Here is a 16,441-nt window from a genome sequence, read left to right as displayed (position 1 = left end):
TCCACCCTCCATTCATATGAAATTTAGATTATATCTATCTATATCATATATTGTTTATATAAATTTGAAAATATATAATTGTAATTAAACTGAAACTTCCCAAATTTAGCGGAATTTTCTCGGAAAAAGGATAAAATTTTCCGTTAAACAGAAATTTACTGATTGTATTCGATAAGAAGCTTTTCTCTGCGTTAGCCTGAAGGATAGATAAAATATATTAATTTAATAGAAAGGAGCGATAAGATGACATTTCACCAATTGCCGTCTTCGCAAGGACTATATAATCCTGCATTTGAACATGATGCTTGTGGGATTGGTTTATATGCTCATATTAAAGGATATGCAACCCATGAAATTGTAAAAACTGGATTGGAGATGCTATGCAAATTGGACCATCGAGCTGGAAAAGGGAATGATCCCTATACAGGTGATGGGGCAGGAATTATGGTCCAAATTCCTGACCGTTTTTTTCGGAAAAAAATTCCACAAATAAAGCTTCCCGAAAAAGGCTCTTACGGGGTTGGCATGCTTTTTTTAGGAAATAACGCAAACGAACAAATAGAAATAGAATCGATGATTAATAGAGTGATTACGGAAGAAGGACAAATTGTGCTCGGATGGCGTACAGTGCCAACAGAAGTAGGAAAGCTGGGACAACAGGCTCAAGTGAGTTGTCCAGTTGTGCGCCAAGTATTCATAGGAGCAAGTGATAGCAAAATCGATGTACTTACATTCGAAAAAAAATTATTTGTCATTCGAAAATTAATAGAAAAATGGTCAATTGCCGATGATAAAAAATTATATATTGTTTCACTTTCTAGTCGAACGATTGTCTATAAAGGTCTATTAACACCAGAGCAGGTGGATTCGTTTTATACAGATTTACAGGATGAGGATTTTGTATCTTCGTTTGCAATGGTGCATTCTCGCTTTAGTACGAATACTTTTCCAAGCTGGGAGAGGGCTCATCCGAATCGATACTTACTCCATAATGGAGAGATTAATACATTAAAAGGGAATGTCCATTGGATGCGAGCACGGGAGAAGAACCTAGCGACTACTGCTTTCGGTTCCGATGCAGATAAAATTTTGCCGTTATTAAATACTGATGGAAGTGATTCCTCGATTTTAGATAATGCCTTTGAGTTTTTTGTTCTGTCTGGCATGGATCCTGCAAAAGTTGCGATGATGCTAGTTCCTGAGCCATGGTCTGAAAATCCTCATATATCACAAGAAAAGCGAGCATTCTATGAGTATTTTAGTTTATTAATGGAGCCATGGGACGGACCTGCAGCAATATTATTTTCCGACGGTAGAAAAATTGGAGCTATTTTAGATCGGAATGGCCTCCGTCCAGCTCGATATTATGTTACAAAGGATGATTATATTATTTTTTCTTCTGAGGTTGGCGTAGTAGATGTTGACACGGAAAACATTCTATATAAGGATCGTTTAAGCCCTGGAAAAATGCTTTTTATCGATTTAGAAGAAGGACGGATAATTTCCGATGAAGAAATTAAATCAAATATGGCAAAGGAACATCCTTATCAAGAATGGCTAACAAATGGACGAATTACATTAGATGATAAGGAGATAGAAAAAAACGAAATTCCTGATTTACTTATTAGGCAAAAGGCATTTGGATATACGTATGAAGATGTCCAAAAATATTTACTTCCAATCATACATGATGGAAAAGATCCGCTTGGTTCTATGGGAAATGATACCCCACTTGCCGTATTATCGGACCGGCCTCAATCATTGTTTAACTACTTCAAACAATTATTTGCACAGGTTACCAATCCGCCTATTGATTCCATTCGTGAAAAAATTGTTACATCGACGATTACTTATTTAGGGACTGAAGGAAATATACTCCAGCCTACAGAGGCAAATTGTCAGCGAATTCAATTGGATACCCCCATTATAACGGATGGTCAATTGGTACAATTGAAGGAAAATTTACTTCCGGGGTATACGAGTAAAATGATTGATTGCATTTTTACAGGTCTGTTAGCGGATGAAATCGAACAGCTATGTAATCATGCAGAGCAGGCTGTGAAAGATGGAGTAAATATACTTATTCTTTCCGATCGAAATATGAAGAACAACCAAATTGCAATGCCAATATTATTAGCGGTAAGTGCTATCCACCAAAGACTTATTTCCACCAGCTTACGAACAATGGCAAGTATTGTTGTGGAATCAGGAGAAACGAGGGAGGTTCATCATTTTGCTACACTACTAGGTTACGGTGCGGATGCGATTAATCCTTATTTAACCTTTGCTACGTATAAAAAAGAAATAGCAAATGGAAGTCTTACCGTTTCTTATCAAACAGCTGTTTCAAAGTATATAAACACAATTAACGATGGGATCGTTAAAGTAATGGCAAAAATGGGTATTTCTACCGTTCAAAGTTACCGTGGTGCACAAATTTTTGAGGCTGTTGGTATTTCTTCTGACGTCATAGATAAATATTTTACTGGTACGGCTTCCCAGCTAAGTGGAATTAGTTTAGATATCATAGCAAAAGAAGCAATCCTACGTCATCAAGCTGCGTACAACGATTTTCTTGACCAAACATTAGAATCGGGAAGCGATTTCCAATGGCGTAAGCAAGGAGAGCATCATGCGTTTAATCCAAAAACGATACACACGCTTCAATGGGCAGTCCGAAAAGGAGATTATCAGCTTTTTAAAAAATATACCGAGATGGCTAATGAAGAAAGCTTAAGTTTTCTTCGGAATTTGTTTAGCTTTACTGATCGTCAACCGATTCCTTTGGGTGAGGTAGAGTCGATTGAGAGCATTGTGAAAAGATTTAAAACAGGTGCGATGTCCTTTGGATCCTTAAGCAAAGAAGCCCATGAAACATTAGCAATTGCAATGAACCGTATAGGTGGAAAGAGCAACAGTGGTGAAGGTGGCGAGGATCCAAGCCGTTATGTTATTGATGAAAATGGTGACAATCGGAGGAGCAGGATTAAACAAATAGCATCCGGGCGTTTTGGAGTAAAAAGCCATTACCTTGTAAATGCAGATGAATTGCAAATTAAAATGGCACAAGGTGCAAAGCCAGGCGAAGGCGGACAATTACCAGGGAATAAAGTATACCCTTGGGTAGCAGATGTTCGGGGTTCGACACCTGGTGTTGGTCTTATCTCTCCACCACCAAATCATGATATATATTCTATTGAGGATTTAGCACAGCTTATTTATGATTTAAAGAATGCTAATAGAGATGCCAGAATTAGCGTGAAGCTTGTTTCGAAATCGGGTATAGGTACTATAGCTGCCGGTGTCGCAAAGGCAAATGCGGACGTTATTGTAATCAGTGGCTATGATGGGGGGACAGGTGCGTCACCAAAGACGAGTATTAAGCATACTGGACTACCATGGGAGCTAGGTCTTGCGGAAGCCCATCAAACATTAATGCTAAACGGTCTTCGTGAGCGAGTGGTGCTAGAAACAGATGGTAAGCTGATGACAGGAAAAGATGTTGTAATGGCAGCATTACTTGGTGCGGAGGAGTTTGGATTTGCAACAGCTCCACTAATTTCGATGGGCTGTGTAATGATGCGTGCTTGCCACCTTGATACATGTCCGGTTGGCATAGCTACACAAAATCCAGAGCTTCGCCATAAATTTACCGGAAGTGCAGATCATGTAGTTAATTTTATGTATTTTGTTGCAAGAGAAGTACGTGAGCTAATGGCAGCTCTTGGCTTTCAGACAATCGAAGAAATGGTTGGACGTACCGATGTACTGCAGGTAAGTGAACGTGTCGAATCTCATTGGAAAGCAAAATATTTAAATGTAAGCAAGCTGCTCCACCAGCCAAGCGGAATTCGTACACGGAAAATTGCCCAAAATCATCAATTGGAAAAAACATTGGATGAGGCACAAATATTACCGCAAGTAATCCATGCAATTGAAGAAAAACAGCCAGTTAGCTTAACAATGCCAATAAAAAATATTGACCGAGCGGTTGGTACGATTGTTGGAAGCGAGCTTTCGAAACGCTACGGTGAAGAAGGTTTACCAGATGATACGATTATCCTAAACTTCATAGGATCTGCCGGGCAAAGCTTCGGGGCATTTGTTCCAAAAGGGATGACATTATCTATTACAGGTGATATCAACGATTATTTAGGAAAAGGTTTATCGGGTGGAAAACTAATTGTGACAGCACCCCGTGACTCATTATTTGTTTCGGCTGAGAACGTAATCGTTGGCAATGTAGCTTTATATGGTGCAACGAGTGGAGAGGTATACATCAATGGGCGTGCAGGAGAGCGGTTTGCGGTACGTAATAGCGGTGTCAATGTAGTAGTCGAAGGAATTGGTGATCATGGCTGTGAATATATGACTGGTGGTCGAGTCGTCATTTTAGGCGATGTCGGGAAAAATTTCGGTGCCGGGATGTCTGGTGGAATTGCTTATGTACTAGCAGATAATATTAACGAATTTACATCTATGGTAAACAAAGAAATGATTGAAATCGAAACATCCTTTCATTCAGAAGAATTAAAAGAATTGCTTGAAAATCATGTGAAATATACAGAAAGTAGAAAAGCTGCAAAAATCTTAAAGGATTGGGATACATTGAAAAAGAAATTTGTCCGTGTAATTCCGAAGGATTATAAGCAAATATTGGCTAGTATTCAAGCCCAAAAAGAAATTGGTCTCTCGGATGAACAAGCAACTATCCACGCTTTTCATACGATCCAAGAAAGTAAAGAAGTGAAGGTTGAATCAGTCGCAAATTAGAGAGGAGTGCAGAAAATGGGGAAAGCAACAGGTTTTATGGAATATAGTCGAAAAAATATAAAAGAGCGCAATCCTCTCCAACGATTAAACGACTGGAAAGAATTTTCCGCACCGTACAACGAGCATACCGTCAAACAACAAGGGGCAAGATGTATGGACTGTGGTACACCATTTTGTCATATTGGTATGGAAATTAGAGGGGCAACAAGTGGTTGTCCCATCCATAATTTAATTCCAGAGTGGAATGATCTCGTATACCAAGGAAAATGGAAGGAAGCGCTTGAACGATTACTAAAGACTAATAATTTCCCGGAATTTACCGGTAGGGTTTGTCCTGCTCCCTGTGAAGGTTCTTGTACGTTAGCGATTTCAGATCCTGCAGTTACGATTAAAAATATTGAACGAACAATTATCGATAAAGGGTTTGAAAACGGATGGATTCAGCCACGAATTCCAACCCGTCAAACAGGAAAAAAAGTTGCAATCATTGGCTCTGGCCCTGCTGGATTAGCAAGTGCAGATCAATTAAACCAAGCAGGGCATATGGTGACTGTATTTGAACGGAGTGATCGTCCTGGTGGATTATTAATGTATGGAATCCCGAATATGAAGCTAGAAAAACAGCTAGTGGAGCGGAGAATTAAATTATTGGAAGCGGAAGGAATTACGTTTATCACCAATACAGAAGTCGGACGTGATATTACAGTAGAAGAATTACAGGAATCCTTTGACTCAATTATTTTATGCACTGGTGCTCAAAGGCAGAGAGATTTAGTTATTCACGGTCGCGAAGCGAAAGGTATTCATTTTGCGATGGATTACTTAACCTCGACTACTAAAAGTTTACTAAATTCTGATTTTCAAGATGAACTATTCGTTAATACGGAAGGAAAAGATGTCATTGTAATTGGTGGTGGAGATACTGGAGCTGACTGTGTTGCTACAGCACTTCGCCAAAATTGTCGCAGTGTAGTGCAATTTAGCAAGCACCCACAACTACCAAGTAGTCGTGGAACGGATAATATGTGGCCATCAGCTCCAAATATATTTACTTTAGATTATGCTCATGAGGAAGCAAATGCAAAGTTTGGCTCCGATCCACGGCAATATTTAATTCAAACGAAAGAAATTATTGCCGATGAAGATGGTTTTGTGAAGAAATTAGTGACCGTTGGGATGAAGAAATGTATTCTAGATGATGGAAGTTATTACTTTGAAGAGCTCCCAGGTTCGGAAAAAGTATGGCCAGCTGATTATGTTTTTATTGCTATCGGCTTTGTAGGGACAGAACTAACATTACTAAGCCAATTTGGTGTAGAAGCAGTAAATAATAAAATAAACGCACAATATGGACAATATAAAACAAATATTCCTGGCGTTTTTGCTGCAGGTGATGCTCGAAGAGGGCAAAGCCTAATTGTTTGGGCAATTAATGAAGGACGTGAAGCCGCACGTGAAGTAGACCGTTATTTAATGGGGGAAACAGTACTTTCATAAGGAACTTCCATACCACTTTTCCAATGGATATGCTTATGGTTACCGAGAAGCATATCCATTTTTATTTATACATTCCCTCGTAATGCTCCTTGATCTAGTAGGGATAGAAAAACATCGACAATTTCTGGATCAAATTGTTTCCCTTTATTATTTATTAACTCCTGTCGTACAGATGCGTAGTCCATTTCGTTTTTATAAATTCGTTTGGAAACCATTGCATCATAGGCATCAGCTACTGCTACAATACGTGCCTCTAAAGGTATATTTTCCCCCTTTAACCCGTTAGGATATCCTGTTCCATCAAATTTTTCGTGATGATATAAAACAATATCTAACACCCCACTATCTTGAAAATTGTTCACATGCTTGATGATATCATGACCAATTTTCGGATGACTCTTTATTAATTCGTACTCGTCAGAGGTTAGTTTTCCAGGTTTGGATAATACATGCTCTGCTATTCCGATTTTTCCAATATCATGAAGCAATGCACCGATTTGTATTTCCCTACATTTCTGTTCGGATAAATTCATTTTCTTTGCTATTTGGACACTAAAATTTGCTACATTTTCTGAATGATAGAGTGTATGGGTATCTCTAGTGTCTAATGCTTTTGCTAATGCTCTCGTAAGATCCTGTTGATTTTGTTTAACTTTTTGAACGAATTGCATAAACCCAACGGATAATCCCATGATTATTAAGTATGTAATCAAATGGAAGGGAAGCATAATAAAATCAATAGTAAAATTTGGAATGAAAAAACATCTGCACAAAACAACAAGGAAGGTTAAAAAGATTAGCAAGAAGGGGGATTTATTATAAAATCCAACTCCTAAAAATACAGTGGCTAATATATAAAAAACATAGGTAATGTCATTGTGTATTAACGTGCTATTGATCAGAATATTGAATACTAATAGGATAAAAAAAGAAATACGATAGAACATAGGATTTCTCAATAATGTATTCATTAAAGTACTTCCGACCTTCCGTAATAATCTCTAGAAATGTTACCACTGAAAGACTAGGCATTATAATTCACTATGATTTATTATTAGGAAAATCCCAATATCCATACGTAATAATTGCTGAGAACAAATTATCATGTGGATTGTCATCATCATTTACGATTTTCCTTCATAAATTAATATAAAGGCAAGAGGGGGAAACGCAATGAGAGAAGCGGAAAATAAGGCATTGCAACATGCAATCGAGGAGATAACCGAAATTGCCGAAGGATTCGGATTGGACTTTTATCCGATGCGCTATGAAGTTTGTCCTGCTGACATTATTTATACGTTTGGTGCGTATGGCATGCCTACAAGATTTTCCCATTGGAGCTTTGGAAAACAATTCCACAAGATGAAGCTACATTATGACTTAGGTTTAAGTAAAATTTATGAGCTCGTCATCAATTCCAATCCTTGTTATGCATTTTTATTAGATTCCAATACATTAATTCAAAATAAATTAATCGTTGCCCATGTGTTAGCCCATTGTGATTTCTTTAAAAATAATGTTCGTTTTCAAAATACAAAGCGGGATATGGTCGAAAGCATGGCAGCCACAGCAGAACGGATTCGCAAATATGAAATTGAATATGGAAGACAGGAAGTAGAATCCTTTATTGATGCTGTTTTAGCAATAGAAGAGCATATTGATCCATCACTTGTTCGACCAAAGCTCGCATGGACAATGGAGGATGTTGAATACGAAGAGGTAGTGACACAAAATCCAACGCCTTATGATGACTTATGGAACTTGGAGAAGAAGAATGAACCAAAAAAACAAGTGAAGCGGAAAAAGAAGAAATTTCCACCGCAGCCGGAAAAGGACTTATTATTATTTATTGAGCAATATAGTCGTGAGTTAGAGGAATGGCAGCGGGATATATTAACAATGATTCGTGAAGAGATGCTTTATTTTTGGCCACAATTAGAAACAAAAATAATGAATGAGGGCTGGGCATCTTATTGGCACCAGCGAATTCTTCGTGAACTAGATTTAACAAGTGATGAAGCTATTGAATTTGCGAAGCTTAATGCAGGTGTCGTTCAACCATCGAAGACAGGAATTAATCCATATTATTTAGGCTTGAAAGTATTTGAGGATATTGAGGAACGCTATAATAATCCGTCAGAAGAAATGAAAAGGTTAGGAGTAAAGCCTGGCTCTGGACGAGAAAAAATATTCGAGGTGCGGGAACTAGAATCTGATCAATCGTTTTTACGTAATTACTTAACGAAGGAGCTAGTGCATCGCGAGGATATGTATTTATTTCAAAAGCAAGGCCGCGATTACAAAATTGTGGATAAGGCGTGGGAAGGTGTCCGTGACCAATTGGTAAATATGCGCGTCAATGGTGGTTTTCCGTATATTACCGTTGTAGATGGGGACTATATGCGAAATGGAGAACTATATCTTAAGCATCATTTTGAAGATATTGAGCTTGATTTAAAATATTTAGAAAAGGTATTGCCATATGTTTATCAGTTATGGGGTCGTCCGGTCCACATGGAGACGATTGTGGAGGATAAGCCAATTACCTTTTTCTATGATGGTCGAAGTGTACAGCGTAGATATTTATAAATAGGAATATTTCAAATAGAAGGGCACATTTATTGTGCTCTTTTTTATGTTTATATTTGGCCTGCTAATCTGTTCATTTAACTAATGCTGTATACGAGTGAATTGTTGTTATTTCATGAGATAGAAATTCAGAAATAATAAACGGAGTATCAGTCTGCACTATTTACAAATAAGCAAGAATCTATAGGAAACAACATTATCTTATTTGTCATTTACCTATATAAGCAAATAGTTATATAATAATATACATATATAAAGGAGGGGTTGGATGTTTAAGGAGGATTATTCTATTGAGAAAACGGCAGAAATTTTAAAGCTATTAGGGGATAAAACCCGTTTGACGATGCTGAAAATATTGGACAAGCAAACATGTTGTGTTTGTGAATTTGTAGAAATTTTTCAGGTTAGTCAGCCGTCGATTAGTCAACATCTTCGCAAACTAAAGGCTGCAGGACTTGTTAGTGAAGAACGAAGAGGGCAATGGATTTTCTACTCTTTGCATAAAGCAAATGAATATTATCCACTGATCCAGCAAATACTTCTTCATTTACCAAATCAAGAAGATAAATTACTAGAATTAGAAGAAAAAGGTACGCGGGTATCTTGTTGTTAACGGAGGAAATAGAACTTGTCTTACATATTAATATTTGCGGTCATTATTTTTTTGATAACGTTACTGCTTGTCATCTGGCAACCAAAAGGCTTGTCTATCGGATGGTCAGCAATTGGTGGTGCAGTTGTTGCTTTAATCATTGGTGTAGTAGATTTCCATGATGTTTTGGAAGTGGTAGGCATTACATGGAATGCTACTTTATCGTTTATCGCTATCATCATTATTTCTTTAATTTTAGATGAGGTTGGCTTATTTGAATGGGCTGCACTACATATGGCAAGAGTGGCAAAAGGCAACGGAATCAAAATGTTTGTCTACATAAGTATTCTTGGAGCGTTTGTTGCAGCTTTTTTTGCGAATGATGGAGCTGCCTTAATTCTGACACCGATAGTGTTAGCAATGGTGCGAAACTTGAATTTTCAAGAGAAAATGATTTTCCCATTCATTATGGCTGGTGGGTTTATTGCCGATACTACCTCACTGCCATTTGTTGTAAGTAATTTAGTAAATATTGTTTCTGCAGATTATTTTAAAATCGGATTTGTTGAATATGCACTCCGAATGGTCATCCCAAATATATTCTCTATTATGGCTACTATTGCTGTGCTACTATTTTATTTTCGAAAAAGTATTCCAAAAACATATGATGTATCGAAACTAACGACTCCAATGACTGCGATTAAGGACATAAAAATGTTCCATCTGTCCTGGTATGTCCTTGGTTTATTAGTCATTGGTTATTTTGGCAGTGAATTCATAAATGTGCCGGTTTCCTTTGTAGCTGGTATTATTGCTATTTTCTTTTTATTAATGGCAAGAAAAAGTCCAGCAGTTGCTACGCAAGTAGTCATAAAAGGTGCACCATGGAATATTGTCTTTTTCTCGATTGGTATGTATGTAGTAGTCTATGGATTAGGAAATGCTGGGCTAACCTATGTGCTTGCTAAAGTAGTAGAAGCAGTAGCAAATCAAGGATTATTTATTGGGACAATGGCAATGGGGTATATTGCAGCATTCCTATCCTCTGTAATGAATAATTTGCCTACTGTGATGATTGATGCGCTAGCAATTGCAGAAACGGATACGTCTGGATTAATTCGAGAGTCATTAGTGTATGCAAATGTCATTGGCTCTGATTTAGGGCCAAAAATTACACCAATAGGTTCTTTAGCAACCCTTGTGTGGCTTCATGTCTTATCGCAAAAAGGTGTCAAAATTTCATGGGGGACATACTTTAAAACAGGAATTGTGCTCACTATCCCAATTCTATTCTTTACATTACTCGGACTTTATTTATCTCTTTTCATCATTTAGGAAAATACTTTATATATGGAGGGTGTTTAATGAAAATCATAATGATTGGTTCCGTTGCTGCAGGGACTTCGGTTGCGGCAAAAGCTCGTAGAAATGATGAGAATGCACAAATTACGTTGTATAATGCGGATAATGATATTTCTTATTCTATTTGTGGAATTCCCTATTTTTTAGGCGGGGAAGTCGATAAACTAGAATCACTTACGCCTAGAAATGCTGAATGGTTTAAGGCAAGATATAACGTTGATATTTTTACAAGACATGAAGTTACGAAAATTCATCCAGATGAAAAAAGAATAACGGTTAAAAACTTACATACGAATGAAATTCACGAAGACACATATGATGCATTGGTTTTTGCTACTGGAGCTTTTCCAATTACTCCAATGATTAATGGTGTGGATCAGCAGCATGTTTTCCACGTACGAACGATTCAAAATACGGCAGCAATTGATGCGTTCATGATAACAAATGAACCGAAAAAGGTAACGATTATTGGTGCTGGTTTAATCGGCCTAGAGATGACTGAACAACTAACAAATAAAGGGTTGGAAGTTACCCTTATTCAGCGAAATCATCATATCATGACAGCATTGGATGGGGATATGGCGTTTCGGGTGGAAGAACATTTGAAAAACAAAGGTGTTTCATTATTATGTAATGAACAAGTAGTATCAATTACGGAAAAAACAGTAGAAACGAAATCAGGAAAAGTGATTGATACAGATATGGTCATTTTGGCGACAGGAGTTCGTCCAAATACGAAACTAGCAAAAGAAATTGGAGTGGAAATCGGCTCAACTGGTGCAATAAAGGTGAATAAAAAAATGCAAACAAACCTACCAAATATATATGCGGTTGGAGATGTGGCAGAAAGTTATTCTGTAATAACTGGTCAACCGTTATACCGTCCATTAGGGTCGACAGCAAATAAAATGGGACGAATTGCAGGGGATATTATTACTGGTGGTGATTTAGAGCATCGAGGGATTCTTGGAACAGGAATAGTAAGGGTATTTGATCTTGCAATTGCCTATACGGGTTTAAATGAACAAGAGGCTCTGGACTATGGATTTAATGTAGAGATCCTTCATAATATTAAACCGGCGAGGGCAGAGTATTTAGGTGGCAGCGAACTAGTAATTAAGGCTATTTGTGATCGTAAAACAGGACGAATACTTGGTGCCCAAATTATTGGGAAGGATGGAGTCGATAAGCGAATCGATGTTTTTGCAACAGCAATTACTTTCGGTGCAAAGGCAGAGGATTTATTCCATCTAGACTTAGCCTACGCTCCACCATTTAGCACTACAAAAGATCCGGTTATGTACACAGGTATGGCTTTAGAGAATGCAATTAAAGGGAAAAATAAACTGATTACTCCGAAGGAACTAACAGAACGGATAGAGAACAAAGAAAAACTGCAGATTATTGATACTCGAGCGAAAAAACAATATGAAGTATCAAATGTAGCTGGTGCCATCAATATTCCATTAGCACAATTACGGACAGAGGCAAAAAATCTAGATCCGAAAGTACCGACGATTACCTATTGTAATAGTGGGGTAACGGGAAATGCAGCGCAAAATGTATTAAGGAACATGGGTTTTAAAGATGTGTTTAATCTTTCGGGAGGAAATAAAAACTACCAAATTTTCCTGAAGAGCAAAAAATGAATATATAAACGTAAAAACAGAAAGGTATAGGTTCACTCCCTTTCTGTTTTTATATTAATTCTCATTAATTCCTTGTATGCTAATTCAAAATTATGATAGGTGGCTTCTCCAAATTTAACTTTATTTTGATGAAAAAAATGCTTCCATGTATATTCTTTTGCTTCGTTAACATTAACTTGTTTCGCATGGATAACGAGCTTTAAATAAGCAATGAAATATTCCTTTCGTAATACGCCACTATTGTTTACAGTCATAGATATAACCTCCTGTTATCAAATTTTCATTTATGGACTCCAATCCATAAAATATTTTTCTATTCTTCTCATATCCGGTCATCACCACATTTTTCACATATTTATTGTTTTTGGGATAAAATTTTTAAGCCTTGTTATGTACTTTTTCATCAAGAAAAATCGATTTATTAATCAAAATAACTCGATTAAATAAAAATATAAGAGTTTAATTTGGGACTTTTTCAATTAAATCAATTTTTTTTGATGTAGTAAATATATAACGAACAATGCTTGTTGTCAATAATATTAATCAAAAATTTTTGATATTTAAAACAGCTCATAATCTGGCATTCTTTACCATAGAACAACGGACTTGTAGAATGATATTCTTAACGCGAGGATGGTAAAATTTCAACTCATACAAAAGGTGAGAAAATATTTGTATTTTTTGAAATTTTATTATTCTACTATGCCTATTAACTCCTATGTAATGCACTGCTTACAGCATGCTATCAATAGGAATCGATTCCTAATGGATAGGAAAGAGAATAAGAAATTTTGGTGATATAATTACCAATCATTTTCAATCACAATGAAAGTAAGGAAATTGTAGGCTATTTTCTTAAAGTTGTTAAAAACTGGAATCTCACCCTAGATTTTACAATCGCCATCAAGTCGGAAAAAACGACTAAGTGTGCGTTAGTGCTAGTTCTAAACAAATGAAAGATTTTTATGCCAAATCAAAATACAAGGGGTATGTATTATGGTGCTATCTTTTTTGACGAGAAATAAAATTAATTCGATAAATAAAAAAAATATGTTGTTTTCTAGTGAATCTTTATTTGATAAAAAAGGTTTTCAATCTTTATTTGAAAATCATCCGGATGCAGTATTTTCGCTAAATACAACAGGGAAAATCAATTTTACGAATCGTGCAGCACATCAAATGTTAGGATATAATGACGATCAATCGATGGAAGCGGAAACGATTTATTCTAATAATTTTATCGCCATTCGAAATTATTATTTACGGAATGCTTTAAAAGGCTGTGCCCAAAATTATCAGGCGGAAGTTCTTCATAAAAATGGTACTACTCTATTTGTAGATATTACCTATATTCCGATGATTGATGATGAGAACACGGTAAAAGGGATATTTAGCGTAGTTAAAGATATTACCAAATATAAGCGCAATGAACAGGCATTGATAGAAATGAAGGATAGTTTAGATTTAGCCCAAAAAATTGGGAAAATGGGTAGCTGGGAATATGATATTAAAAAGGATAAAATTTACTTTTCCAAGCAGTTATTAAACATGCTTGCTATGGATGAGACTGAAATATTCCTTTCATTATATGATTCCTTTCAGATTATTCATCCTGTGGAACGAGAAGCATTTCGAAAATTTGTTTATGAAGCAATAGATAAACAAGAAAGCTATAGTGTAGAAATAACCGTTACCCGGAAAGATGGAACAACATTTGACAGCCAGATTTCGGGATATTTTATTTTCGATGAAGCAGGAAATATGAGTAAGTTTGCAGGTATAATACAAGATATTTCTGCAAGAAAGAAAGTAGAAAATAGACTGCAGGAATCAGAGAGTAGATTTCAGCGAATCAGTGACACACTTGAAGTAGGAATTTTTTCTCATGATGTACTAACAGATACTTGTTTATTTGCCTCGAAAGGATTTGAAAAAATAACTGGGTATTCAGTGGAAGCGTTAGAATCATTTGTTACTTGGGAATCAATCGTTCATCCAGAGGATCTGGAAATGTATAATACCGAACAACTGAAGATTAAAAATGGAGAATCATTAACGATAGAATATCGAATCATCGATAAACAAGAAAATAATGTATGGGTATTAGATCAGTCATTACCGGTATTTAACGAGAACGGAAAATTAATTCGGATTGATGGAATATTAACCGATATTACCGAGCAAAAAAGACAAGAGAAAAATATTACCCATTTAGCATATTATGATTTTTTAACCGGATTACCAAACAGAAATTTATATTATAAAGAAGTGGACAAGCTCACACAGTCATCTATCGTTGGAAAGTCTGGCTTTTCGCTTATTTTTATTAATATTGATCGATTTCGAACGATAAATAACTCATTAGGACCATCGATTGGGGATCAGCTATTAATCCAAATTAGTGAAAGAATAAAAGTTATTTTACCAGAGGATTCTACTCTTGCTAGAATGATAGGGGATGAGTTCGGAGTAATTTTACCGAAGGATGAACGTTCCATTGACCCGGTAGCACTTTCAAAAACCATTATTGATAGCTTAAATGAACCATTTTATGTTGAGGACTATGAATTATACATTACGACAAGTCTTGGAATAAGTTCATTTCCTGAAAATGGGACAACACTTGATGAATTAATTAAAAATACCGATACTGCATTATATCGTGCGAAAAATTATGGTAAAAATAATTATCAAATTTATTCACCGCAACTAAATATTCGCTCATTTAAGCAATACCATTTGGAAAGTGACTTGCGAAAATCGATTGAAAATAATGAGCTTGTCATTTATTTTCAACCAAGAATAGAGGCTACAACAGGAAAAATTGTCAGTGCAGAAAGCTTGATTCGCTGGATGCATCCAATTTGGGGAGAGGTATCCCCGAAGGAATTTATCCCAATTGCCGAGGAAAACGGTTATATAAATGAGCTTGGTGATTGGATATTAAAGCATGTCTGCCTACATTTAAAGAAGTGGGAGAAAGAACAGTTACCGATTGTACCGATTTCTGTAAATATTTCTGCCCAACGGTTTTTGAAAAGTGACTGGAAAAGTGTCATTCTTGAAATTTTAGCAAGCACCCAGGTGAATCCAGAATTAATAGAATTTGAAATTACCGAAACTACGATGATTCAACATGAAAAGGTAACGAAGGCCGCGTTTCAAACGATAAGAGAAATGGGGATAAAAATTGCTTTAGATGATTTTGGAACTGGTTATTCCTCGCTTTCGTATATTAGTGATTATCCGATTGATACATTGAAGATTGATCAAACGTTTATAAAACAAATTACAAAATCTACTAAAGAAGAGGTCATTATAAAATCGCTAATCTATATGGCAAAAGGCTTGGATATGAATGTTGTAGCAGAAGGGGTAGAAACAATAGAACAACTAAATTTTTTAAAACAGCAGGAGTGTCAGGAAATCCAAGGATATATATTCAGTAAACCTGTACCAGAAAAAACGTTTATTGCTTTATTAAAGAAACAAATTATTAAACCAATTTTATATCATGAAAGCAAGGTAAAATCGGAACGTCGAGGGTATTTCCGAATCCCGTTAGTATATCCACTGGCAGCACAAATGACGTTAACAGAAATTCAAGGGGTAGAAGTAGCCGTTGGAAAAACAGAGGTATTAATCGAGGATATCGGTCCAGGGGGCTTAAGATTCCTTTCCATTATGGATCTTCCTGTTCGTCCAGATATTCTGTATCAATTTGAAACCACGATACTTGATAAAAAGCTCCCATTATTAGGTTATATTGTGTGGAAAGAGGAAGTAAAAGGGATATTAAAATACGGATTTTCCTTTACGATTAATGAAAATGAACGGGATGAACTAATTAAGCTGTTAAATACATTTTCGCTGAAATTACGAAGTAAACCAATTCTTCCAAGCTGTAGTTTTGTTCAGGAGGAAAAAATTCCATATTTAAAAAGGCATCTAACTTATTAGTTTGCTTTTCTAATGGCTG

At 36.2% G+C, this 16,441-nt stretch carries 9 protein-coding genes; 7 read left to right on the top strand and 2 right to left on the bottom strand.

What is annotated here, in order from left to right; translation table 11 throughout:
* The first annotated feature begins 243 nt into the window (after positions 1 to 243).
* Complete coding sequence (gltB, locus tag OEV98_RS03125) at positions 244 to 4,773, top strand: glutamate synthase large subunit (RefSeq protein ID WP_263071739.1); 4,530 nt, start codon at positions 244 to 246, stop codon at positions 4,771 to 4,773.
* A gap of 15 nt (positions 4,774 to 4,788) precedes the next feature.
* Positions 4,789 to 6,270 (top strand): glutamate synthase small subunit, encoded by a 1,482-nt coding sequence (gene gltD, locus OEV98_RS03120; protein WP_263071738.1) that lies wholly within the window; start codon positions 4,789 to 4,791, stop codon positions 6,268 to 6,270.
* A 65-nt stretch (positions 6,271 to 6,335) separates the two neighbouring features.
* Here the strand turns inward: gltD and OEV98_RS03115 are convergent, their stop codons facing one another.
* Positions 6,336 to 6,941, bottom strand: a complete 606-nt coding sequence (locus tag OEV98_RS03115) for an HD-GYP domain-containing protein (RefSeq protein ID WP_263071737.1) — start codon at positions 6,939 to 6,941, stop codon at positions 6,336 to 6,338.
* A gap of 502 nt (positions 6,942 to 7,443) precedes the next feature.
* Here OEV98_RS03115 and OEV98_RS03110 point away from each other — a divergent pair.
* The 4 genes from OEV98_RS03110 (at position 7,444) to OEV98_RS03095 (ending at position 12,462) form a co-directional block, all read left to right on the top strand.
* Entirely contained in the window at positions 7,444 to 8,859 is a 1,416-nt protein-coding gene (locus OEV98_RS03110; protein WP_263071736.1) for a SpoVR family protein, read from the top strand.
* A 268-nt stretch (positions 8,860 to 9,127) separates the two neighbouring features.
* A complete protein-coding gene (locus tag OEV98_RS03105; RefSeq protein ID WP_263071735.1) occupies positions 9,128 to 9,472 on the top strand; it encodes an ArsR/SmtB family transcription factor in 345 nt (114 codons plus the stop codon).
* 15 nt (positions 9,473 to 9,487) lie between these two features.
* Positions 9,488 to 10,786 carry an arsenic transporter gene (locus tag OEV98_RS03100; protein WP_317633776.1) on the top strand — a complete coding sequence of 433 codons (1,299 nt, stop codon included), beginning with the start codon at positions 9,488 to 9,490 and terminating at the stop codon, positions 10,784 to 10,786.
* 29 nt (positions 10,787 to 10,815) lie between these two features.
* On the top strand, positions 10,816 to 12,462 hold the full coding sequence (locus tag OEV98_RS03095; protein WP_263071734.1) for an FAD-dependent oxidoreductase: 1,647 nt from the start codon (positions 10,816 to 10,818) through the stop codon (positions 12,460 to 12,462).
* A gap of 32 nt (positions 12,463 to 12,494) precedes the next feature.
* On the opposite strand, the gene OEV98_RS03090 is transcribed toward OEV98_RS03095, so the two are convergent.
* The gene (locus OEV98_RS03090) at positions 12,495 to 12,716 is read right to left on the bottom strand and encodes a hypothetical protein (RefSeq protein ID WP_263071733.1); all 222 of its coding nucleotides are present in this window, start codon (positions 12,714 to 12,716) and stop codon (positions 12,495 to 12,497) included.
* Positions 12,717 to 13,458: 742 nt separating this feature from the next.
* Between OEV98_RS03090 and OEV98_RS03085 the strand changes: the two genes are divergently transcribed.
* Positions 13,459 to 16,422 carry an EAL domain-containing protein gene (locus OEV98_RS03085; protein WP_263071732.1) on the top strand — a complete coding sequence of 988 codons (2,964 nt, stop codon included), beginning with the start codon at positions 13,459 to 13,461 and terminating at the stop codon, positions 16,420 to 16,422.
* The last annotated feature ends 19 nt before the right edge of the window (positions 16,423 to 16,441 follow it).

Origin of the sequence: Perspicuibacillus lycopersici (genome assembly GCF_025660475.1) — a bacterium.
GTDB classification, from domain to species: Bacteria; Bacillota; Bacilli; order Bacillales; family Caldibacillaceae; genus Perspicuibacillus; species Perspicuibacillus lycopersici.
Note: the sequence above shows the minus strand (reverse complement) of the source record. Positions and strands in the feature narration are given on the sequence as shown.